Genomic DNA, 23,606 nt, shown 5'->3' with positions numbered 1-23,606 from the left:
GAGATCGAACCAAAACGAAAACGCAGTAAATCAACGAAAGTGATGGATATGCTGCCGCGCATAACGGTCTGGTTGCAGGATCGCATAGAGGCGGCGCGCGAATGCACAACGTCGTCGCGGACTTATCCATTTGCACGTACCGAACGGTCCAGATAGGATGATGGCGCCCTATTCTTCGACCGAGGTTGCAATTGCGATAGGCGTCTCACTGGACACCTTCTATCGCACGCGTCAAATCCGGCACGAGCGCGACGGCTTGCCAGCGCCGATCAGCCAACGTGGGCCGCTTAAATGGGAACGTACTGGCTTTGACGCCTGGCTGACTCGACACCATCCCATGCGACCGAAGACGATCGCTGGTGACGCATTCGCCGCACCGCCGGCAGCAAGCGATGAGGAACATCGCGAGCGGCTGAGAATGGCCTATGGGGATCATGGCGCTTGACATTCAAGGTCGTGCTAGATTCCAATGGTGCCCTCTCACTTCGGCACCGAGGCTTTCAATGGCCGATCCGAAATTTCCATACGTGAAGTGGCGTGACGGCCGTCCGCGCTCATCACATGGCGCTTACGCTAGGGCGCTCGGCTTTGTCGATACCGACCTGCGCCATCCTCCCCACGACGAAAAGGGCCGCCCGGTCGGCGCGTGGTTCAATCTCCAGGAGGCGTCCGATTTTTCTGACAGACGACGATCGGAAATCGATGCGGCACGCCGCGCTGGTAAGCTGCCGAAAAAGATTACGGTCCGCAAGCGCACCACGATCGAGGATCTTCTAGACGATTGGAGCAAATCGGCCGAGTTCAAGGCGCTTTCGGCCGCGTCGCAATCCTCATATCGCAAGTGCATCTCCGCCATCCTATACCGGCCGCAGACGCGCGAAGCCGCTGCGAAGATGCGTGCCGAGATCCGCGCCGCCAAGCTGCTAGGCGTAGCCGAACCCGCGCGCGAACTGGAGGCGATTGCGACCGCCACACCATCCTCAATCGGCAAACCGGAGCTTCGAGCGTTCTACAACTATGCGAAATCGGTCCGCGGCCATCATATGGCGCTATCGATGATAGCGACGCTATCAGCTGCACTTACATGGGGCCAGGAAAGCGTCCTATGGCGCCTTGGGCCCAACCCGCGAGAGGGAATGGAGTTCGATCATCCAGACGGCCGTATCGTGCTGGTCGCGATGCCGGAATTTTCCGCCTGGGTTGCTGCAGCGGATGCAATTGAACGCTCGTCGATCGGCGACAGTTTCTATCTCGCGCTGTTCACCGGACAACGCCAGACGGACCGCTTGATCATGCGCAACGAAAGCAACGTCGAGGGACGGCACGCGTTCAGACAGAGCAAGACTGGCGAACTCGTCGACATCAAGGAAGCACCACAACTCACTCTACGGCTAAATGCGTCGCGCGCGCGGGTAAAGGCACTCAAGCTGCGGCTGCGGCTTGAGACGGTACCGGTCGAGCTGGTCGTCAGCGAGGACAACGGCGAACCTTATGATGAGAGCACTTACCGGCATTGGGTGTCGACCGCGCGTGCCGTCGCCGTGTTCGGCTTCCTGGCGTGCGATACCGCGCGACAAGCGATCGTCCGCGCGGAGCGACTGACCACCGAGCTGATCAGGACCGTCGACAGGCTATTTGCGACTTTCCCGCTCGACGAAGAGAACAAGGCACGGCGAGCCCGCGCGGTCGATCAGCGCGCGCGTGCGTTGGCGCAATGGCTGGATGCGCAGACGGTGCGCGACAGCAATGGCAATGAAGCAGCATGGCGGCTGAAACCGTGCCAATCCCTCATGTTCGTCAATGGCGCCGGCGAACTGGACCAGAAACACGATCAAGATCTGCGCGATACTTGCGTCATGCTGCTCGATCGTGCCGGCTGCGATCTGCTGACCATCTGCGACATTACCGGGCACTCGTACCGAAGTGCACAAACCATCGTAAAGCATTACCGCGCCCGCAATGTAGATCGCGCCGACGCCGGTATCGACCGGCTCGAATTGCAGGTACGCAAGGAAGGGATGAAGGGCTAATCGCCGAAAACCCGACGGCTTGCAAGGGTGACGCTGTCGTGATGATGACGAACGCTACCTCCTTGGTTGGCCCTTTCGAGCCCCGCCAACGCCTGACCACACGGCAGCATACTCGGCTCGCGCGGCGTTCCGATTCGTCCTAGCGGCGAGGTGCGGACGATTGCCCGTCTACCTCGATAGTCACTTGCAGATCGGGTTCCATCGAAAACATTCAGAGAGCATTCGATTCGTCGCATGGCGTGCGACGTACGACCATAAAAAGCGTCGCACGAGACTCGTTTTGTTCTCGGCCGTCATCCCGCGAAGGTCCTGGAAAATAAGGATTTTCCTTTGGTGGGCGCACCAGGGCTCGAACCTGGGACCCGCTGATTAAGAGTCAGCTGCTCTACCAACTGAGCTATGCGCCCGGAACTTGTCCGGAAATGACCCTCGCAAGAGAGCGGTCGTTTAGCAAAGCGATTCCCCGATGTCCAGCAAGCTCAAGCAAGTTTTCCCGACTTTCTGACAACCGAAAGGCCGCCGGAATCCGGCGGCCTTTCATAGACTTGGCGAGGGTGCCGGCGGACAGCGCTCAGAGCCGGCCGGAGCGCTCCTGATCAGGGCCATCGTCGCGGTCGAAACGGTCGTGATCGAAGCCGCGGCCGCCGCGCTCCCAGCGGTCCATGCCGCGCTCTAGGCGGTGGCGGCGCCAGCCTTCGGCGCCGAAGCCGCGCCCTTCCATATGGGTCAGCATGCTCAGCCGCCGCTTCTGGTTGTCGTCGAGCGTCTTGTAGAGCGGGTCGGCGGCATCGGCGATCTTCGTCAGCGACGTCGCGGTCGCCGCCATGTTGCCGGCGCGCTCGCGCAGGCGGGCGACCGGATCATCCGGCTTCTGCGACTTGTCCGCATCGGTCTTCTCGGCGGCCATCCGCGCATTGGCACGATCGAGCCGCATCTTCGCGAAGTCGCGCACCGCGGCCTCAACCGGCGGCCACAGCTTCTCCTGATCGGCGTTGAGCTTCAGCCCGGCGTGGACGGCGGCGATCCGCGCGTCGAGGAAGGCGGCCCGATCCTCGGGGCTCATCCGCATATGGCCGTGGAACCAGGGACGATGCTGGGCATAGACCGCGGTCGAACCGGCAATCGTGAGCGCCGCGATGCCGGCGAGCAGAACTTTCTTCATACGAACCTCCTTTGAAGGTTGCTCGAAGATGATGCCGCCCGCCCGCGCCTTCAACTTACGGATTGGACAGAGAGAGCTCTGTTACCAAGATGTAATCCGCTTTCATTGCACCGCAGAAACATCCAAGGCGCGAGGTCGCGCTTTGGATGTCTGTTGTTTGCGCTAGATCATGCCGAGCAAGCGCGGCAGCCACAGCGAGATCTCCGGCACGTAGGTGATCAGGCCGAGGAACACCAGCATCGCGCACAGCCATGGCAACACCGAGATGGTGATCTCGCTGATGCCCATCTTGGCGATACTGCTCGCAATGTAGAGGTTGAGCCCGACCGGCGGGTGGCACAGCCCGACCTCGGTGTTGACGATCATCAGGATGCCGAGATGCACCGGGTGCACGCCGAGCTTGGTCGCCAGCGGAAACAGGATCGGCGCCATGATCAGGAGGATCGACGACGGATCCATCACGTTGCCGGCGAGCAGCAGGATGATGTTGACGACGAGCAGGAACATCCAGACCGAGAAGTTCTTGTCGATGATCCAGGCCGCCATCTCCTGCGGGATCTGCTCGTGCGTCATCAGGAACGAGAACAGCACCGCGTTGGTGATGATGTAGAGCAGCATCGAGCTCATGCTCGCCGCCTGCAGCAGCACCTTCGGCACCTCGGAGAGCTTCAGCTCCTTGTAGACGAATACGGTGATGAAGAAGGCGTAGGTCGCGGCGACCGCTGCGGCTTCGGTCGGCGTGAAGATGCCGCCATAGATGCCGCCGAGCACGATCACGATCAGCAGCAGGCCCCAGATGCTTTCGCGGAACGCCGTGAACTGCTGGCCGATGGTCGCGCGTGGCATCTTCGGATAGCCGTTGCGCTGTGCGACGAAGAAAGTCACCGCCGCCAGCATCAGCGCGAGCACGACGCCCGGCACGATGCCGGCCATGAACAGCGCGCCGATCGAGGTGTTGGTGGAGACGCCGTAGAGCACCAGGATGATCGAGGGCGGCACCAGGATGCCGAGCGCGCCCGAGGTCGAGATCACGCCGACGCCGAACCGCTTCGGATAGCCGTGATCGACCATCGCCGGCATCATGATCGAGCCGATAGCAACCACGGTGGCGACGCTCGAGCCCGAGATCGCCGCGAACATCGCGCAGGCCGCGACGCCGGCCAGCCCAAGGCCGCCGGGCAGATGTCCGACCAGCGAGGTGGTGAACGCGATCATGCGCCGCGCGACGCCGCCGCGGGTCAGGAAGGTGCCCGCCAGGATGAAGAACGGGATCGCCATGATGCCGAAATTGTCGAGACCCGAAAACAGCTTCAGGCCGACGCTCTCGATCGGCACCTCGGTCATGGTGAACAGGAAGGTGAGCACGGTAAGGCCGAGCGAAATCGAGATCGGCATGCCCGTCAGCATCAGGGCAAACAGCAGTCCGAAAATAAGTGCGGCGCTCATCACGCTTCTCCAAGCGCGACGGGCGCGGTCTTGCTGGTCTCGACGCCATCGACATGGGAGGCGTCATGGTGCGGCAGGTCGTCGGTCCACCAGTAATTCCAGCACACCTGCAGGAAGCGGAAGCACATCAGATAGGAGCCGAGCGGGATGCAGGCGTAGACGATCCAGCTCGGGATCTCGAGATCCGGCGAGACCTGGTCGGTATGCATCAATTCGAACACGAATTTGGCACCCATGGTGCCGACGATCCCTGTGAATAGCGCGCCGCCGAGCAGGCCGAAGGTGATGGTGCGCTTGCGCCAGAAATCGTTGAGGCGGTTGATCAGGACGTCGACGCCGACATGGACGCCGGCGCGCACGCCATAGGCGGCGCCGAACTTCGCCATCCAGATGAACATGTAGATGCAGAGTTCCTGCGACCAGGCGAGATTGATGCCGAACAGGTACGGATAGAGCACGGGAACGTCGACCAGAAAACGGTGCACGACCGTGACGAAGGTCAGCAGCGTCGCGGCCCCCATCAGGCTCGCGATGATGATTTCCTCGAGCCGGTCCAGAATTTTAAGCAGCATTGATCTCCCCTGTCATGGCCTGATGCCGCAACCGGCCACGGCACCCTGGCCGCGACCTCACGCGGCCGCGGCGTTCACTATGTTTGCGGTTCAAGTCCCGCGTGACTGTTGCCGTCGATCGGAGCTGCCTCCGATCTACCTCGCCCCGCGTGCGGGGAGAGGTCGAAATTCAAGCGCAGCTTGAATTTCCGGTGAGGGGGAGCTTCCGCGAGCACATCTGGAGCCGCGTTCGCGGAGAAGGCCCCTCACCCCAACCCTCTCCCTGCACGAACCGGGAGAGGGAGCTCGTCTGGCATCGCCTCAGCGGCGAAGCATCGCAGCTAGTTCATCGGGCTGCGGCCGGTTTCCTTGAGGAATTCGTCGATCAACGGCTGGCCGACGCGCGATGCCACGTCCTTGTAGACCGGCATCATCGCCTTGCGCATCGCCTCGTCCTGCTCCGGCGTCAACGCGACGATCTCGGTCTTGCCGGCCTTCTTGATCTCGGCGAGCGCGTCGTCGTTTTCCTTGGCCGACTGGCTGTTGCCGAACTCGGTGGCTTCCTTCATTGCCTTGGAGAGCTGCTCGCGGATATCGGCCGGCAGGCCGTCCCAGAACTTCTTGTTCACGACCACGACGTAGCCGATGTAGCCGTGATTGGTGACGGTGGCGTACTTCTGCACCTCATGCATTTTCTGGGTGTAGATGTTCGACCAGGTGTTCTCCTGGCCGTCGACCACGCCGGTCTGCAGCGCCTGGTAGACGTCGGAGAATGCCATCACCTGCGGGATCGCGCCGAGCGCGCGGAACTGGGCTTCCAGCACCTTCGACGACTGGATGCGGAACTTGAGCCCCTTGTAGTCGGCGGGCGCGACCAGCTTCTTGTTCGCGCTCATCTGCTTGAAGCCGTTGTCCCAATAGGCGAGACCGGTCATGCCCTTGGAATCCAGCTTCTTGAGCAGCTGGGCGCCGAGCGGCCCGTCGGTGACCTTCCGCAGCGACTTCAGGTCGGGCAGGATGTAGGGCAGATCGAAGACTTCGAATTCCTTGATGCCGATCGGGCCGAACTTCGAGTTCGACGGCGCCAGCATCTGCACCGCGCCGAGCTGCAGCGCCTCGAGCTCTTCCTTGTCCTTGTAAAGCGTCGAGTTCGGGTAGACCTCGACCTTCACCTTGCCGCCGGTGTACTTCTCGGCGAGTTCCTTGAACTTGTCGGCCGCCTTGCCCTTCGGCGTATCCGAGGCCACCACGTGGCTGAATTTGAGAACGATCGGCGACTGCGCCGCCGCAGGCCCGACAAAGGTCAAAGCCGCGATCGACGCCGCAGCCAATATGAGTTTACGCATGTTTCCTCCCGCGTAATTGCGGAGCGCGAATACCGGCCCCGAGACATCCGGTCGCACCATTACAGACAAGCAAAGACGATTGCCATTGCCCCTTTAGCAGGGGCCAATTGCACCATTGCTGCACTGCAAAATTCGATGCGGCGGTATCCCCTTCGGCTCTTGCGACCGTTCAATGACACCGCCCGCACGCTGTGCCCGGCCACGGCAATGAGGTCAATGCGAGGTTTGGCAATGGCGGGTTCGCCGGGCGCGAATGCTGCGCGTGTTTCTTGCCGGCTGTCGCCCTGCGAAAACAGAGATCCATACGCCGCGGCAAATCTTGCAGATGTGACTCTTCGTTGTCGTCCTGGCGAAAGCCAGGACCCATAACCACCGCATTTGATTGTGAACGAGGTCGTGGCCCCAGCATCGCGCAACAAGTCTCATTTGGGGTAATGGGTCCTGGCTTTCGCCAAGACGACACTGACGCCAGGACGACACTGAATGTGTTGGACCACGTGTGGCTCATGCTTCCGCAGTCTCGCGGCGCATTGCGTCCGAGCTTTGCATCTTGTTCCGCCCTCACCTCAAGCAGAGGGCGCAGGGAAAGCCGGGTGCCGATCGCACCCATGGGCCCCGAGCAATGGGTAGAAAGCTCGGGGGTAGGACCACAGGTGTAACCGGAAACAACCCGGCTTTCCCTGCGCGATGGGCTACGGCTTACTTCGTGCTCTCCCCGGCGAGACTGGGCTTGGTTGTCACCGTCTTCGCAACGCGCACTGCGCAATCGGAAAAGACACCTGCCGCTAGGGCGTCAGGACCACACGACTTCACCGTCCGCCTCATGCACGTTCGTCAACTGCGCAATCGGCGTCCACCGCATCTCGACCCACGTTCGTGACGACCGCGAAGCGCCCCTCGTGTCGGGTGAGACGGGCAGACCATACACTGAGCCACGCTTCGGATAAAGCGAAATATTTTTGCTGCGAAGGCTTGCGCCGTCGGGCAACTCAGTGGTAGCGGCCCTACCTCGCCGGCGAACGGAATCCGGTCGATCAGGCGTCATTCCCTCCGCAGGATTTTATCCATGGCCTTTCCACGCGCCAGCTCATCGATCAGTTTATCCAGGTAACGAATTTCCCGCATGGTCGGCTCTTTGATTTCCTCAACCCTGACACCGCACACCATGCCCTTGATCAAGGCCCGCGAAGGATTCATTTCAGGCGCCTTTGCGAAGAACGTTTCGAAGTCGGTTTGTTTTTCCAACTGAGCTTCCAGCTCCTTCGAACCGTAGCCGGTCAACCAGGAGATCACCTGATCAACCTCCGCTTTGGTGCGTCCCTTCTTCTCCGCTTTCGCGACATAGAGCGGGTAAACGCTTGCGAAGCTCGTTGTATAGATCCGATGCTTGGCCATGAATTGCTCCGAACGTTCGTATTCCGGGGTCTCGACGAGGAGATATTAGTCCTGAGTTGAACCGGCTTCGCCAATCCGAAGTGTCGCACGTGGCTAGGGGCATGGCGATGGCCTGCTGCCTCCCGTTTCGTCCCCAGCGCTCGCGTGCGGCGGCCCGCATGCGTTGGCAGCAATCGCTCTACAGCGACGGCAACCACTCTGGGGCGGCGCCCCACCCGATCCGTTAGATCACCACCATGTCCAATCCACGGGCGGAAACAATGCGGCCCGCCGGGATCGAACATCAGGATCGAACGCAGGAGTTTTCAACGATGAACCAGATGATCCGCAATACCCAGGAGACAAGCATGAACCTCGACAATGTCTCGCACGCTGGTCAGCCGGGGCCAAACGAGTTGGTGCCATCGCGCTACGCGCTGAAGATCGGCGAGATCGACGTGCTGGTCGTCAGCGACGGGGTGCTGCCGCTGCCGACCAAGATGCTGGCGCACAATGCCGAGCCGGCCGTCCGCGCGGCCTGGCTGGACGACATGTTCCTGCCGCCGGACGCGTTCGACTGGGCGCTGAACGTGGTCGTGGTGCGAAGCGGCGGGAAAACCATCCTCGTCGACGCCGGGCTGGGGTCGGACCCGGACCTGCACCTGCCGAAGGCCGGGCAGACGGTCAAGCGACTGGAGGCGGCCGGTATCGATCTTGGGTCCGTGACCGACGTGGTGCTGACCCACATGCACATGGACCACGTTGGCGGGCTGCTCGTCGAGGGCGTGAAGGAGCGGCTGCGTCCGGACCTGCGGATCCATGTGGCGGCTGCCGAGGTCAAGTTCTGGGAGGCGCCCGATTTCTCCCGCGTCTCGATGCCGCCGGGTTTCCCCGACGCGCTTCGTGCGACGGCCAAGCGGTTCAGGAAGGAATACCAGAGCCAGCTGCGGCTGTTCGACGAGGAGCACGAGGTGGCGCCCGGAGTGGTCGTCCGTCGCAGCGGCGGCCACACTCCCGGCCACAGCGTCGTTCGTCTGGCGTCCGGCGGCGACCGGCTGACATTCGCCGGTGACCTCGTATTCGCGGTCGGGTTCGAGCACCCCGAATGGCACAATGGCTTCGAGCACGATCCCGAAGAGGCGGCCCGCGCCCGGATCAGTCTGATGCGGGAACTGGCGGCGAACCGCGAGCTGCTGGTTGCCACGCATATGCCGTTCCCGTCCGTCGGACATGTCGCGGTCGAGGGTGACGCCTTCCGTTGGGTGCCGGTGTTCTGGGACTACTGAGACCTTGTCGAGTTAGAGCCGAACCGGGGCGCGTACTCATATCGATCATGGGTGCGGGCTCCGGCTTCCGCGCGGCCCTTCTGAGCAAAGGTCGGCTACGGGCCCCACAAGCTGTCATTCAAGCCGGTCGAGAGCGAATTAGCTTGCCTTGCTTTGAGTCCTTTTGCACTCTCAGGCAAAGGAGGCCGATGCATGAAGATAATGACCGTCGCGTGCGCTCTCGGAGCGGCCCTCGTGCTGTGCAACCTCGGGACGTCTGGTGCTGAAGCCCGGGCGCGGAAGGCACAAGTCGTTCATGAACCAAGGAGGGTCATTATCCCGACGCCCGTGATAAGGCCAACTCCGTGGGACTATTATATTGTTCCACGATATCAATATCGCCCTGAAGACGACCGGGTCGATCCATACGCCCCGCCCCTGGTGTCGTCGTGGCGCCTCTATGAGGCGTGGCGGTGGCCATACTGGTGGTGAACAGCGATCGCGCCAAACAGATCACATTCCGAGTGGTGATCGTCCCCTGACGGACGGGGACTAGTGTGCTGAATGCGAAGTTCGTGCGATTTCGCGGCAGCCACTTTCACGAACTTCGCATTCATAAAGCACACTAGAATCATAAGTCTGCTAGTGTCCTTATCAAATCCGAAGTTCGCTCCGAAGGTGCGGCAAATGATGCGAACTTCGGATTCGGGACACTAGCTGTGAAGTTGCGCGTTGAGGCCGTCCCAATTTGGCGTACGCTTGGTTGCCTCAAGAGCGCCGCTCTGGGAATTCCGACGAAAAAGCAGGCCCTTCTGGCCCGAGAGTTCTTTGGCTTTCAGGACTCGGCCATCTTCCAAAAGGATGCGCGCGCCTGCCGTGACATAACAGCCCGCTTCGACGATACAATCGTCACCCAATGAAATGCCGATACCGGCGTTGGCTCCGATCAGGCAGCGCTCACCGACTGTAATCCTCTCTTTCCCTCCTCCGGACAGAGTGCCCATGATCGACGCTCCGCCACCAACGTCGCTGCCGCTTCCCACAACCACGCCGGCGCTGATCCGGCCTTCGACCATGCAGGGACCGAGCGTACCCGCGTTAAAATTGCAAAAGCCTTCATGCATGACGGTTGTGCCCGGGGCCAAGTGGGCGCCGAGCCTTACGCGATCCGCATCAGCAATTCTCACGTCCGCTGGCGTCACATAATCGGTCATGCGCGGAAACTTATCCACGCCTGTCACCTCGAATGCGAGGGCACGCTTTCGTGCCTCCATTCGCGCGTCCGGTACACGGGAGCACTCACAGGGACCGAGGGTCGTCCAGGCAACGTTAGGTAAGAGACCGAAAACACCCTCGAGGTTCAGACAATTCGGCCGGACGAGCCGGTGGCTCAGCAGATGGAGTCGAAGATACGCGTCGTGCACGTCCGTCGGCGCAGATGCAAGGGAGCCAATTTCTGTACGGATTGGAACGATGTCGACATTGCGAATGTCGTCGTGTCGCGCATATCCGTCCGCCGACTCGCCCAACGATCTGCTGACCTCGTCCTTCGTGAGAGGGACCGTTGCCGTCTTGTCGGCCTCCGCGACCAGGCGCAGCTGAAGAAACCAGGAATCCAGCACGCGCCCATCAGCGGCAATCGTCGCAAATCCCTCGCCTCTCGCGCCCCTCAGCTCTATCGTCATCTGAATTTCTCACACTGCGATCCTGCACGTCATGCATACGCGAGTTCTCGTGGAAATGGCAACTTCCGGGCTCTCAAACAGGTCCGCTTTGGGGCAAAGGGCAACATGGGTCCACGCCGCAGCGACGTCCGGCTCTTACGCTCTGAGCGGACGTCGATCGACGGTGCTTGCGGTGCTGTGTCGGGCGAGCGAGTAGCCGGCGGGCGGCTTTCCGCGCTTCGTCCCCGGACCGCTATTCCGCCGCGGTCCGGATATCGATCTTCTCGGCGCGGACCGCGCAGAACTTGAACTCCGGAATCTTGCCGAACGGGTCGAGCGCCGGGTTGGTCAACAGGTTGGCCGCCGCTTCCGCGTAGCAGAACGGCATGAAGACCATGTTCTCGGGCACGTCGCGGTCGGCACGCACCTTGACCTCGACCGCGCCGCGGCGCGTCTCGAGACGGATGAAGTCGCCGGGCGCGAGTCCCTTCTTGTGCATGTCCTTCGGGGTCATGAACGCGACCGCTTCGGGCTCGATCTGGTCCAGCACCTGGGCACGGCGCGTCATCGAGCCGGTGTGCCAATGTTCGAGCACGCGGCCGGTCGACAGCACCATCGGGTACTCGTCGTCGGGCAGTTCGTCCGGCGGGATCACCTTGGCCGGCACGATCCTGCCGCGGCCGCTTTCGGTCGGGAAGCCGGTGGTGAAGATGATCTCGTTGCCGGGCTTGTCGGGATCGTCGACCGGATAGGTCACCGCGCCCTCGCGCACCAGGCGGTCCCAGCTGATGTTCTTCAGTGACGGCATCAACTCGGCCATCTCGGTGAAGACCTCGCCCGGCCCCGCATAGTTCCAGGGCAGTCCCATCCGCTTACCGATCTCCTGGATGATCCAGAGATCCTGCCTTGCATCGCCCGGCGGCTTGATCACCTCGCGCGCCAGCTGCACGCGGCGGTCGGTATTGGTGAAGGAGCCGGACTTTTCGGCGAACGCCGAGGCCGGCAGGATGACGTCGGCGTGGAACGCGGTCTCTGTGACGAACAGATCCTGCACGACGAGATGATCGAGCTTGGCCAGCGCCTCGCGCGCGTGCTGCAGGTCGGGATCGGACATCGCGGGATTCTCGCCCTCGACATACATGCCGTGGATTTCGCCGGCGTGGATCGCATTCATGATCTCGACCACGGTCAGGCCGCGCACCGGATCGAGCTCCTGCCCCCAGAGTTTCTCGAAGGCGCCGCGCATGTCGTCGCGGCCGACCGGCTGGTAGTCCGGAAGGAACATCGGGATCAGGCCGGCGTCGGAGGCGCCCTGCACGTTGTTCTGCCCGCGCAGCGGATGCAGCCCGGTGCCGGGGCGGCCGACCTGGCCGGTGATCAGCGCGAGCGCGATCAGGCAGCGCGCATTGTCGGTGCCGTGGACGTGCTGGCTGATGCCCATGCCCCAGAAGATGATCGACGATTTGGCGCGGGCATAGGCGCGCGCGACCTCGCGCAGCGTCTCCGCCGGAATGCCGCAAATCTGGGACATGCGCTCCGGCGTGAACTCATGGATCTTCGCCTTCAGCTCGTCATAGCCCTCGGTATAGCCGGCGATGTACTGCTCGTCGGTCAGGCCTTCCGTGATGATCGTGTGGATCATCGCGTTCAGCATCGCGACGTCGCTGCCCGGTTTGAATTGCAGGTGCTGCGTGGCGTGGCGCGACAGCGTCTGCCGGCGCGGGTCCATCACATAGAGCTTGGCGCCGCGCTTGGCGGCGTTCTTGATGTAGGTGGCGGCGACCGGATGGTTCACGGTCGGATTGGCGCCGATCACCCAGATCACCTCGGCGTCGGCCGCGGCCGCGAACGGCGCCGACACCGCGCCTGAGCTCAATCCCTCGAACAGCGCCGCCACCGACGAGGCGTGACACAGCCGCGTGCAGTGATCGACATTGTTGGAGCCGAAGCCGGTGCGCACCAGCTTCTGGAACAGATAGGCTTCCTCGTTCGAGCCCTTGGCCGAGCCGAAGCCGGCCAGCGCCTTGGCGCCCTTCTCGTCGCGGATCTTGCGCAGGCCCGCGGCGGCCAGATCGAGCGCCTCATCCCAGGATGCCTCGCGGAAATGGGTGTAAGGATTGGCCGGATCGACCTGGTCGTTGGCATCCTTCTTGACGCCGGGCAGCCGCACCAGCGGCTTGGTCAGGCGATTGGGGTGATGGATGTAGTCGAAGCCGAAGCGGCCCTTGACGCAGAGCCGGTTACGATTGGCGGGACCATCACGGCCTTCCGCGTAGATCACCTTCTCGTCCTTGACCTGATAGGTGACCTGGCATCCGACGCCGCAATACGGGCACAGCGAATCCACTTTCTTGTCCGGATAGGTGACGCGGGTCTGCTTGTCGTCGAGCATGACCGCCGGCATCAGCGCGCCGGTCGGACAGGCCTGCACGCACTCGCCGCAGGCGACGCAGGTCGATTCGCCCATCGGATCGTCGAAGTCGAACACGATCTTGGCATCGTGGTTGCGGTAGGCCATGCCGATCACGTCGTTGACCTGCACCTCGCGGCACGCCCGCACGCAGAGGCCGCACTGGATGCAGGCGTCGAGATTGACGCTCATCGCCGGATGACTGGTGTCGGCATGCCAGCGTTCAGTGGCGGGAAAGCGGCTTTCGGTCACGCCGGTCTTCTCGGCCCAGTGCCAGAATTTCGAGTCCGGATCGTGCGAGGTGTCGCGCGCCGGCTGGTCCGCCACCAGCAGCTCCATCACCATCTTCTGCGCCGCGACGGCGCGCTGGCTGGCCGACTTCACTTTCATGCCGACCGTCGGCGTCCGCTTGCAGGACGCCGCCAGCACGCGCTCGCCTTCGATTTCGACCATGCAGGCGCGGCAATTGCCGTCCGGCCTGTAGTCCGGAGCGGGCGAATAGCACAGATGCGGGATCTCGGTGCCCTGGCGCTTGGCGACCTGCCAGATCGTCTCGCCGGCGCGCGCCTCGACCTGCTGGCCGTCGAGCTCGAACTGAATCGTCAGGCCTGAGTTCTGATTGTTGCTCATTCAAATCCTCGTCGAAATTCGTCTGCTCGGCCACGCCTACTCGGCGGCTTGCTGCGGACGAAAGCCGTCCGGAAAATATTTGATCACGGAGGTCAGCGGATTGGAGGCCGCCTGACCGAGGCCACAGATGGACGCATCGCGCATCGCCTGGCTCAATTGGTCGAGCAGTTGCTTGTTCCAGACCGGCTGCTGCATCAACAGCGCCGCCTTCTCGGTTCCGGCGCGGCACGGCGTGCACTGCCCGCAGCTCTCGTCCTCGAAGAACTTCATCAGGTTCAGCGCGGCGTCCCTGACGTCATCGACCTGCGAGAGCACGACCACGGCGGCGGAGCCGATGAAGCAGCCATATTTCTCCAGCGTGCCGAAATCGAGCGGGATGTCGTCCATCGACGCCGGCAGGATGCCGCCGGATGCACCGCCCGGCAGATAGGCCTGCAAGGTATGGCCATCGGCCATGCCGCCGCAGAACTCGTCGATCAACTCGCGCAGCGTGATGCCGGCGGGAGCGAGCTTGACGCCAGGATCCTTGACGCGTCCCGACACCGAGAAGCTGCGCAGGCCGTGGCGTTCGTTGCGGCCGTGGCTCTTCCACCAATCGGCGCCCTTCTCGACGATGTCGCGCACCCACCACAACGTCTCGATGTTGTTGATCAGCGTCGGCAGGCCGAACAATCCAACCTGGAATGGATATGGCGGCTTGTGCCGCGGCAGGCCGCGCTTGCCCTCGATCGATTCCAGCAGCGAGGATTCCTCGCCGCAGATATAGGCACCGGCGCCGCGCCGCAGATGCAGCGTCGGACCACCCGGCGGAAGCTTCGCGATCTCGCGGGCGAGTATCTCGCGGCAGGCCGGGTACTCGTCGCGGATATAGACGTAGACTTCGGGCGCCTCGACCACGTGGGCGCCGATCAGCATGCCCTCGAGGAAGCGATGCGGATCGGTCTCGAGATAATAGCGGTCCTTGAACGTGCCGGGCTCGCCCTCGTCGCCGTTCACCGCCATCAAGCGCGGACCGGGTTCGCCGAGCACCGCGCGCCACTTGCGGCCGGTCGGAAAACCGGCGCCGCCGAGGCCGCGCAGCGACGCATCGTCGAGCGCCTTCAGCAGGTCTTCGCGCGGCAGCTCGCCCGAGCGCAGGCGCGCCAGCAGCCGGTATCCGCCGCCCGCCACATAGGCGTCGTAGTCGACATATGGCGGAAGGTGCACATGGGTGTCGCCGCTCTTCGCCGCCGCCAGCACATTGGTGACGGTCGCATGATCGACGAAGTTGTGGCCGACCTCGGCAGCGGGCGCGGTGTCGCAGCGGCCGACGCACGGTGCGCGCACGACGCGGATGCCGGGGCCGGCGCGGTTCTGCAGATCCTTCAACAGCTGTTCGCCGCCGAGCATCGCGCAGGTCAGCGAATCGCAGACACGTACGGTGAGCGGCGCGATGTCAGCCTCGCCTTCCTTCACGATGTCGAAATGCGCGTAGAAGGTGGCGGTCTCGAACACTTCGGCGAACGACAGCTTCATCTCGTCGGCGAGCGCGGCAAGATGCGCCGCCGAGATCTGATGGTATTTGTCCTGGATCAGATGCAAATACTCGATCAGGAGGTCGCGCCGCCTCGGACGATCGCCGAGCAGCGTCTCGATCTCATGGGCGGCCACGGGGTCGACCTGGCGTCCCTTGGGCGTGGCCTTCGCTCGCTTCCTGCCCTGTCCGGGATGCTCGAACGCACGAACCTTGTGAACGTCGTCTCGACTCATGAAGCCTCGCCTTGGGAACCACGCTTTGCGCGAATTGCACTGCTTCGACGAACTCTATTCTCTGGTATGCCAGAGGCAAGCAGTTTTAGAACGCCTCTAGCAGCGTCGGGTTGCCGCGTAGGCCATTGTTTATGTTTGCCTATCGGGCGATCTGATTTTGCTATCGCGACCCGTCGCGCTGCGCGGTCCCGACCGCGTTTCAGCTCTCACAGCAGGTCGGCGTAGCCGAGAAAGCCGACGGCATCGCCAGGTTCAACCCGCACCACCGACTCGCCGAGTTCGACCAGTCCATCGGTCTCGATCAGCGACGACAGCAGACCGGCTCCCTCGCGAGGAAACTTGTTCGCTTCCAGCGTACCGTCCGTCGCCCGTCGCAGCGAGACGCGGACATATTCGCGCCGCCCGCTCTTCTTCTTGTAGCTGAAGGCCGCCCGCACCGGCATCGACAGCAAGGGGGACGGCACAGCGCCCGATAGCGCCAGCACGGTCGGCCGCACGACATGAACGAAGGTGACGAAGCTCGCCACCGGATTGCCGGGCAGGCCGATCAGCGGGGTGCCGTCGATGATTCCCATCGCCACCGGGCGGCCGGGCTTGATCGCCATCCGCCACAGCACCAGCGAGCCGGCCTGTTCGATACCGGCCCTGACGTGGTCCTCTTCGCCGGTCGAGACCCCGCCGGTGGTCAGGATCAGGTCGTAGCGCCGCGCGACCTGCTTGAGCGCCGCGGCGAGCTCGGCCCGCTCGTCGCGCAGGATGCCGAGATCGCCGACCTCGCAACCGAGCCGCCGCAGCATCGCCATCAGCATGAAACGGTTGGAATCGAACAGTTGCGCTTCGGCGCGCGCGCTGCCGGGCGCGGCTAGTTCGTCGCCGGTCGAGAACACCCCGACGCGAAGCCGACGCACCACATCGAGCGTGGTGAGCCCAAAGGCCGCAGCGACCGCGATATCCTGCGGGCGCAGCCGCCGGCCCGCCGCCAGCGCGACGTGGCCGCGCGGAATGTCTTCGCCGCTGGGGCGCACATTGGCGCCGACCTTGAGGCCGGACGGCAGGATCACACGCCCGGAATCGTCGATCCGCACGTCTTCCTGCATGAACACGGTGTCGGTGCCATCGGGCATCGGCGCGCCGGTGAAGATCCGCACCGCTTGGCCCGCCTGCGCCGGCTGCGCCGACGCGCCCGCCTGCACCCGTCCGGCAACGGGAAACGCGCGCTCGCCGCTCGCCGGCAGGTCCGCGCCGGATACCGCGTAGCCGTCGACGGCGGAATTCTTGAACGGCGGCAGCGCAAGCGGCGCGACAATGTCGCCGGCCAGGATGCGTCCGTCCGCATCCACCAGGGCAACGGCTTCGGTCTCGCCGACAGGCTTGACCCGCGCGGCGATGATCGCGACGGCCTCATCGACCGACATCATCGGTCCGCCGAATGCGAAGCAGTCGTCCGAAAGCTGCGCCATGATCTCCCTCAGTCCTCGCCATCGACAAGATTTGTTCGACCCGGATCGCGAACTGCGGCGTTATCCTTAAAGCCGGACCGATCGATGGCAGTTCCCGCGACGCGGCGGAGAGTCGCCAGTCAGTCTCCGAACGTGCTTATATCCCTAGCTGCGTTGCCATGTGAACCCATCTGGACGTCAAGCAGTGCCCGAGAAAACCACCGCTCCCATCATTGTTCCTGATCCGGACGATCCGCGCCTGACGGAGCGCGTGGTCGGCGTCGATCAGACCGGCGCGCGGACCGAGATCAAGGTGCCGGTCGAGCGGCCGCTGACGCTGTACCTCAACGCGCAGGAGATCGTCACGATGATGACGATCAACGACTACCCCGAATACCTCGCGCTCGGCTACCTGCTGAACCAGAACATGCTCAAATACGACGACGTCGTCACCGAGGTCGAATATGACGACGATCTCGAGGTCGTCGTGGTGCGTACCGCGCACCACACCAATTTCGAGGCCAAGCTGAAGAAGCGCACCCAGACCTCGGGCTGCGCCCAGGGCACGGCGTTCGGCGACCTGCTCGAAGCCGTCGAGAAGGTCGCGCTGCCGAAGGCCGAACTGCGAACCTCCTGGCTCTACCGGATGACGCACACCATCAACACGATGCCCTCGCTCTATCTGGAAGCCGGCGCCATTCACGGCTGCGTGCTGTGCAAGGAGGCGACGCCGGTGTGCTACACCGAGGATGTCGGCCGGCATAATGCCGTCGACAAGATCGCGGGCTGGATCTACCGGCACAATGTCGATCCGGCCGACAAGATTCTCTACACCACCGGCCGGCTGACCTCGGAGATGGTGATCAAGACGGTGCGGATGGGGATCCCGATCCTGGTCTCGCGCTCCGGATTCACGGCGTGGGGCGTCGATCTGGCGCGGCAGGTCGGATTGACGCTGGTCGGTCGCGCCCGCGGCAAGCGCTTCATCGCGCTGTCCGGTGAGGAGCGGATCGTCTACGACCAGAACCTCGACTATGTCGAAGAGGAATCGATGCGTCACAAGCGCAAGGGCGAGACCGACAATGACTGACATTCCGGGGACTAGCATCCCGGGCGTGCTGCTCGCCGGCGGCCTCGCGCGCCGGATGGGCGGCGGCGACAAGCCGATGCGCAAGATCGCGGGCCGCACCATTCTGCAACGGGTGATCGACCGTCTCGCTCCGCAATGCAGTGGGCTGATCATCAACGCCAATGGCGACCCGGCGCGCTTCGCCGCGTTCGGCCTTCCGGTCGTCGCCGACGATGTCGCCGACTATCCCGGTCCGCTCGCCGGCATCCTGGTCGCGCTCGACTGGACCGCCGCCAACCGGCCGGATGCGCAATGGGTGCTGAGCGCCGCGGGCGACTGTCCGTTTCTGCCGCGCGACCTCGTCACGCGCCTGGAGCAAGCGCGCGCGGCCGTGAATGCCGAGCTCGCGGTCGCTTCATCCGGCGGGCAGACGCATCCCGTCATCGGTCTCTGGAGCGTCCGCTTGCGGAACGAGTTGCGCAAGGCGCTGGTCGTCGAGGACGTGCGCAAGATCGACCGCTGGACCGCGCGTTATCCGCTCGCAACGGTCGAGTGGCCGACCGAGCCGCTCGATCCGTTCTTCAATGCCAACACCGTCGAGGACATCGCGGAAGCCGACCGCCTCGCCGCGCTCGACGGCGGATAGAGCATCGGTTCTGATTGAATCAGAACCGAAGCTCTAGATTCTTGTTTTGACGCGTTTTCTTCACGCGAACCGGCGTCCACTTCGCTCGAAAACGCTCTAACGTCCGCCGCCCCACTCAGCTCGGCCACGGCGTGTTGCGGATCCGGGTGCAGGCGTTCGGCCTGTGAAATGTGGGATCGCGCTCCGCGACGAAGTCGAAATTGACAGTGCCGAACGTGGTCTGCGGCTTCTTCAGGGCCGAGCAGGTCTGAACCTCGATGAACTCGTTCTTGAAATCGCCGCGGGGCAACGCGGCAAGGACGCCGTCGCGCTGCTCGGCGGTGTAGTCATCGTATCCGACGCCGACGGCATCGACCAATACGCCCGCATTGGTGAGCGCGATCTCCGGCCGCATGTATTGCGGAATGCCGGGCGTGGTGTGCAAGGCGATCGCCTCCCACACCAGGTCCGCTTTGGGCTCGGCGATGCCGTGGCTCCTGAGAAATTTGCGCGCCGCATCGGCGCCGTCGACCTCAAACCGTTTGGTCTCGGTATGAAAATGTTCGACAAGGCCGAGATCATGAAACAGCGCGGCAACATAAAGCAGTTCAGCGTCGAACTTCAGACCTTGCCTGGCACCCTTGAGCGCGCCGAACACAAACACGCGGACCGAGTGATTGAACAACATCTCGGTCTCATATTGCCGCACCAACTCGGCGGCCTCCCGCGCGATCTTGCTGTCCGGGATTCGAATGCCGGAAATCGTGTCCGCCATCATCGCACTCCTGCCCTGTGTAGCGTCCCGGATGCATGCACTGGACGGCCAATGGCGTCACGATTCATGCGCGCCGGCACTCCGCTACAGTGAATCGTACCACTACCTAACCCGCGAAGCGGCAACCGGAAGGCCCCGGCTGCATGAAGATTCTGCAGGGAGATCGTGAGGCTGGTGCAATATCCGGCTCAGCGCACCTGCGCCACGCCTATCCGCGCCACGCTCCCCGCCTCCGCCGCCCGCAGATAGTCCAGCATCAGACGGCTGGTTGCTGACAGATGCGCGGTGTCGCGGACCACGATCTTCAGCTCGCGCCGTCCCCAATCGTCGCGCAGCGGGATCGCGCGAAGGCCCATGCCGGCGCCGACCACCTCGAAGGCGCGGTCGGGGATCAGCCCGAGCCCCATATTGGCCTGCACCATGCGGCAGACCGCATCGAAGCCGGGCACATTGATGCGCAGCCGCATCGCCTTGCCGGCTTGCGTCGCCGCATATTGCGAGCGCAGATAGATCGAGCTCGCGGTGTGCAAGCCGATATGGTCGAAATCGAGCGTCTCGGTGAACAGCAATGTCTCGCGGCCGGCCAGCCGATGGTCGGCGCGCATCACCACCACCAGATTGTCGTAGCGATAATGGAAGGCCTCGAGCGCGCGGCTGTCGGCCTCGGCCGAGCAGATGCCGATCTCGGCCGCGCCCTCCTCGATGCCGCGCACCACCTGCCCGCTCGGCCGCTCCTGCAGATCGACGCGGAGCAATTCATGCGCGGCGAAGAAGGCGGAGAGATCCTCGGGCAGGTATTGCACGATCGCCGAGAGATTGGCGAGCATGCGGACATGGCCGCGCACGCCTTGCGAATATTCCGACAGCTCGACCGCGATCTTCTCGACATTGAGCAGCGTCACCCGGGCGTGGTGCAGCAGCGCCTCGCCGGCCGGCGTCAGCGCCATGCCCTTGGCGAGCCGCTTGAACAGCGTAACGCCGAACGCCAGCTCGAAATCGTTCATCCGCTTCGACACCGCTGACGCCGCGATCCCCTCGCGCTGCGCGGCGCGGGTGAGGTTCTGTTCGTCGCAGACCGCGACGAACAGGCGAAGCGTTGTCAGGTCGACCCGGCGCGTCAGCGCGGTCTCCGCCGGCGTGGCGGCGCGCGGAAGGTCTGTCACGATGGAGGAGATCGGCATGGACGGCGTTCCCCGGGAAAGAACGCAGCGTAGCGCTGGAGATGGCGCGGAAGATTCCAAAGCAATGCGGGATGGAGCGGAATATTGGTAAATGATTCCAACGGTAACCGAAATGGTCTAATTTTATTCCAATCTGGCCAACTACCGCCGTCATTGCGAGGCGCGAAGCGACGAAGCAATCCATCTATTAGGAATCGGAGAAATGGATTGCTTCGCTACGCTCGCACTGACGGAGGACTCTCGCTCTAGATCTGCACGCCCAAATCGGGATAGGGGGGAGCCTCGCAGCCCCTCCCCTCCCACACCACCGTACATACGGGTCCGTATACGGCGGTTCGCTGGATTAAGCGGCAAGAGTTGTTCTGTTGCCGCCGTAGTTTGGGTGTCAGCAATCGTCGCGCCAGCTTCGACTCCTCTGATCAGCGTCAGTCAGGGTTTCACCCCTTCCCGCCGTTCCGAGGCCAGTTGCCCGGAATTCAGTCGCATGGCCGATGCGATATCGCTGCATCTACTCGTCACTTCCAGCGTTCAGGCCTTCGGCGAAACTCGTTCCGCCTACTATGCCCTCTGCTGACTTCTGCACTGCGGTCAGATCGCCTTACGACGACCTCAGTCTCGTTGCCGAGACGCAGCGCAGATCTCCCGAGGTAAGATCGACCGCCTTCGCCGCACGCCCGCCGGATTTACCACCCCGGCCCTTGATGACCGTGGACTTCGCGATCACGTGCTCGCTCGTCCGGCCGGGTAGGCCTCGTTATCCGGTTTTTGTCCATCGGGCCGCGGCTTTGCTCCACGCTTCCTTCAGACCCCACCTCGCGATGACGCCCTTGCGCTTCGCTAATCCTTCACCGTCATCAGGCTGGATAGAGGACTTCCACCTCCAAGCTGCCGGTCATGCTCGGCACACACGAAAAACGCGGCGCCAGGGCGCCGCGTTTCAACCTGTCGGTCGACCGCGCTCGTCAGCCCGCAGCCTTGGCCGGGACGTCGCGCTGGCGCTTCATCACGATCTTGTTCAGCGCGCCGAGATAGGCCTTTGCGGAGGCGACCAGCGTGTCCGGATCGGCGGCGCGGGCCGTCATCGAGCGACCTTCATGGGCCAGACGCACCGAGACCTCGGCCTGCGCGTCGGTGCCTTCGGTCACCGCGTGCACCTGATAGAGCTCCAGCTTGGCCTCGTGCGGCACCAGGCGCTTGATGCAGTTGAAGACGGCATCGACCGGGCCGTTGCCCTCGGCCTCCTCGATCTTGATCTGGCCGTCGACGTCGAGCTTCATGGTCGCGCGCTGCGGGCCATGGGTGCCGGCGATCACGGTCAGCGAGGTCAGCTTGATGCGGTCGTGGGCGGCCGCCATCTCCTGGTCGACCAGCGCCTCGATGTCCTCGTCGTAGATGTCCTTCTTGCGGTCGGCCAGCGCCTTCATCCGCGTAAAGGCATCCTCCAGCTGGTTGGCGCCGAGCTTGTAGCCCATCTCCTCCAGCTTGTGGATGAAGGCGTGACGGCCGGAATGCTTGCCGAGCACCAGCGAGGACTGCTTCAGGCCGACCATCTCGGGCCGCATGATCTCGTAGGTCGAGGCGTCCTTCAGCACGCCGTCCTGATGGATGCCGCTCTCATGCGCGAACGCATTACGGCCGACGATCGCCTTGTTGTACTGCACCGGGAACGAAGTGGCCGCGGACACCACCTTCGAGGCGCGGGTGAGCTGCGTGGTGTCGATCTTGTTCCAGAACGGAAACTTGTCGTTCCGCACATTGATCGCCATCACGATCTCTTCCAGCGCGGCATTGCCGGCGCGCTCGCCGATGCCGTTGACGGTGCACTCGACCTGCCGCGCGCCACCGACGACGCCGGCCAGCGAGTTCGCGACCGCCATGCCGAGGTCGTTGTGGCAATGCACCGAGAAGATCGCCTTGTCGGAGTTCGGCACGCGCTCGATCAGCGTGCGCATGAAGTGGGTGTATTCCTCCGGCACCGTGTAGCCGACGGTGTCGGGGATGTTCACCGTGGTGGCGCCGGCCTTGATCACCGCTTCGACGATCCGGCACAGATAGTCCATCTCGCTGCGGGTGCCGTCCTCGGCCGACCATTCGACGTCGTCGATCTGGTTGCGGGCGCGCGCGACCATCGCGACCGAGGTCTCGATGACCTCCTCGGGGGTCTTGTTCAACTTCACCCGCATATGCAGCGGCGAGGTCGCGATCACGGTGTGGACGCGGCCGCGGCGGGCGAACTTCACGGCTTCGGCGCAGCGGTCAATGTCGGCCGGATGGGCACGGGACAGGCCCGCGATGACCGAGTTCTTGGAGCGGCGGGCGATCTCGCTGACCGCCTGGAAATCGCCTTCCGAGGTGATCGGGAAGCCGGCCTCGATGACGTCGACGCCCATGTCGTCCAGGAGTTCGGCGACCTCGAGCTTCTCCTCGAAGGTCATGGTGGCGCCGGGGCACTGCTCGCCGTCGCGCAAGGTGGTGTCGAAAATGATGACGCGGTCCTTCTCGGACTTGTTCGCGGTGGCCATGTCAGAAATTCCTTTAAGCTTTGCGCCCGTCATGTTGCTCCTTGAGCAATTACTTGGGCGATATCAGGGTTCGGTGATCTCGTACAAACCCCTGAGTGCCCAGGCGCAAACGCCCAGCCGGCCCTCAGGGGCAGGTAAGAAGAAGGCCGCCAATAAGCAGGGTGGGCGCTGCGGCAGGGATCGCGGCGGTAGCCTGGGCCACCTCCCCTGAAATCCCATCAATTTGGCCGCGAATCAGCATTGCCAGACCCTGTTGAGCGCCAAAATCCTCGGCCAAAACCATTGACGGTTGGTTGCCGGAACGCGCTGTGCGCCGTCGTTCTAGACGATTATGGCAAGCTGCCGCAATGGGTAAAGATGGTCAGGTG

Annotated in this window: 17 protein-coding genes and 1 tRNA gene; 5 read left to right on the top strand and 13 right to left on the bottom strand. The window is 63.3% G+C overall.

Translation table 11 applies throughout. The annotated features are described in order from the left end of the window. Positions 1 to 160 precede the first annotated feature (160 nt). Both J2R80_RS19095 and J2R80_RS19090 read left to right on the top strand, forming a co-directional pair. Entirely contained in the window at positions 161 to 445 is a 285-nt protein-coding gene (locus J2R80_RS19095; protein ID WP_253639128.1) for a hypothetical protein, read from the top strand. A gap of 58 nt (positions 446 to 503) precedes the next feature. Then, a complete protein-coding gene (locus J2R80_RS19090; RefSeq protein ID WP_253639127.1) occupies positions 504 to 2,030 on the top strand; it encodes a hypothetical protein in 1,527 nt (508 codons plus the stop codon). 331 nt (positions 2,031 to 2,361) lie between these two features. On the opposite strand, the gene J2R80_RS19085 is transcribed toward J2R80_RS19090, so the two are convergent. The 6 genes from J2R80_RS19085 to J2R80_RS19060 form a co-directional block, all read right to left on the bottom strand. After that, positions 2,362 to 2,437 (bottom strand) — tRNA-Lys (locus tag J2R80_RS19085). Between the two features lie 164 nt (positions 2,438 to 2,601). Continuing rightward, positions 2,602 to 3,192 (bottom strand): Spy/CpxP family protein refolding chaperone, encoded by a 591-nt coding sequence (locus tag J2R80_RS19080; RefSeq protein WP_028332421.1) that lies wholly within the window; start codon positions 3,190 to 3,192, stop codon positions 2,602 to 2,604. 162 nt (positions 3,193 to 3,354) lie between these two features. Next, a complete protein-coding gene (locus tag J2R80_RS19075; protein WP_092090549.1) occupies positions 3,355 to 4,638 on the bottom strand; it encodes a TRAP transporter large permease in 1,284 nt (427 codons plus the stop codon). After that, positions 4,638 to 5,210: a TRAP transporter small permease gene (locus J2R80_RS19070; protein ID WP_057020631.1), complete on the bottom strand. Its 573-nt coding sequence runs from the start codon at positions 5,208 to 5,210 to the stop codon at positions 4,638 to 4,640. The genes J2R80_RS19075 and J2R80_RS19070 overlap by 1 nt, the downstream gene beginning before the upstream one ends. A 320-nt stretch (positions 5,211 to 5,530) precedes the next feature. Then, a complete protein-coding gene (locus tag J2R80_RS19065; protein ID WP_028342401.1) occupies positions 5,531 to 6,535 on the bottom strand; it encodes a TRAP transporter substrate-binding protein in 1,005 nt (334 codons plus the stop codon). Between the two features lie 1,041 nt (positions 6,536 to 7,576). Then, on the bottom strand, positions 7,577 to 7,930 hold the full coding sequence (locus J2R80_RS19060; RefSeq protein ID WP_057020632.1) for a DUF2200 domain-containing protein: 354 nt from the start codon (positions 7,928 to 7,930) through the stop codon (positions 7,577 to 7,579). A 311-nt stretch (positions 7,931 to 8,241) separates the two neighbouring features. Between J2R80_RS19060 and J2R80_RS19055 the strand changes: the two genes are divergently transcribed. Continuing rightward, on the top strand, positions 8,242 to 9,195 hold the full coding sequence (locus J2R80_RS19055) for an MBL fold metallo-hydrolase (protein WP_253639126.1): 954 nt from the start codon (positions 8,242 to 8,244) through the stop codon (positions 9,193 to 9,195). Between the two features lie 692 nt (positions 9,196 to 9,887). Here the strand turns inward: J2R80_RS19055 and dapD are convergent. The 4 genes from dapD to glp all read right to left on the bottom strand — a co-directional run bounded on the left by dapD (position 9,888) and on the right by glp (position 17,087). After that, positions 9,888 to 10,859 (bottom strand): 2,3,4,5-tetrahydropyridine-2,6-dicarboxylate N-succinyltransferase, encoded by a 972-nt coding sequence (dapD, locus tag J2R80_RS19050; RefSeq protein ID WP_253589664.1) that lies wholly within the window; start codon positions 10,857 to 10,859, stop codon positions 9,888 to 9,890. Between the two features lie 232 nt (positions 10,860 to 11,091). Continuing rightward, positions 11,092 to 13,878: a formate dehydrogenase subunit alpha gene (gene fdhF / locus J2R80_RS19045; protein ID WP_375162588.1), complete on the bottom strand. Its 2,787-nt coding sequence runs from the start codon at positions 13,876 to 13,878 to the stop codon at positions 11,092 to 11,094. Positions 13,879 to 13,914: 36 nt separating this feature from the next. Next, entirely contained in the window at positions 13,915 to 15,627 is a 1,713-nt protein-coding gene (locus J2R80_RS19040) for an NADH-ubiquinone oxidoreductase-F iron-sulfur binding region domain-containing protein (protein WP_253639125.1), read from the bottom strand. Between the two features lie 206 nt (positions 15,628 to 15,833). Further along, on the bottom strand, positions 15,834 to 17,087 hold the full coding sequence (gene glp, locus J2R80_RS19035) for a gephyrin-like molybdotransferase Glp (protein ID WP_253589663.1): 1,254 nt from the start codon (positions 17,085 to 17,087) through the stop codon (positions 15,834 to 15,836). Between the two features lie 184 nt (positions 17,088 to 17,271). Here glp and J2R80_RS19030 point away from each other — a divergent pair, with 184 nt between their 5' ends. Together J2R80_RS19030 and mobA are read left to right on the top strand one after the other, a co-directional pair. Continuing rightward, positions 17,272 to 18,156: a formate dehydrogenase accessory sulfurtransferase FdhD gene (locus tag J2R80_RS19030; protein ID WP_082653657.1), complete on the top strand. Its 885-nt coding sequence runs from the start codon at positions 17,272 to 17,274 to the stop codon at positions 18,154 to 18,156. After that, positions 18,149 to 18,781 carry a molybdenum cofactor guanylyltransferase MobA gene (gene mobA, locus J2R80_RS19025; RefSeq protein ID WP_253589662.1) on the top strand — a complete coding sequence of 211 codons (633 nt, stop codon included), beginning with the start codon at positions 18,149 to 18,151 and terminating at the stop codon, positions 18,779 to 18,781. Before J2R80_RS19030 ends, mobA begins: the two co-directional genes overlap by 8 nt. Positions 18,782 to 18,896: 115 nt before the next feature. Here mobA and J2R80_RS19020 read toward each other — a convergent pair whose 3' ends face one another. The 3 genes from J2R80_RS19020 to J2R80_RS19010 all read right to left on the bottom strand — a co-directional run bounded on the left by J2R80_RS19020 (position 18,897) and on the right by J2R80_RS19010 (position 23,238). Beyond that, positions 18,897 to 19,535, bottom strand: a complete 639-nt coding sequence (locus J2R80_RS19020; RefSeq protein ID WP_253589661.1) for an HD domain-containing protein — start codon at positions 19,533 to 19,535, stop codon at positions 18,897 to 18,899. A gap of 188 nt (positions 19,536 to 19,723) precedes the next feature. Further along, complete coding sequence (locus J2R80_RS19015; RefSeq protein WP_092090324.1) at positions 19,724 to 20,716, bottom strand: LysR substrate-binding domain-containing protein; 993 nt, start codon at positions 20,714 to 20,716, stop codon at positions 19,724 to 19,726. A 962-nt stretch (positions 20,717 to 21,678) separates the two neighbouring features. Continuing rightward, positions 21,679 to 23,238 (bottom strand): 2-isopropylmalate synthase, encoded by a 1,560-nt coding sequence (locus J2R80_RS19010; protein WP_038383406.1) that lies wholly within the window; start codon positions 23,236 to 23,238, stop codon positions 21,679 to 21,681. Positions 23,239 to 23,606 lie beyond the last annotated feature (368 nt).

The sequence above is a fragment of the Bradyrhizobium sp. USDA 4541 genome, assembly GCF_024171085.1.
Taxonomy (GTDB): Bacteria; Pseudomonadota; Alphaproteobacteria; order Rhizobiales; family Xanthobacteraceae; genus Bradyrhizobium; species Bradyrhizobium australafricanum.
The sequence above is the reverse complement of the archived record's forward strand: the minus strand, read 5'-3'. Positions and strand labels throughout refer to the sequence as shown.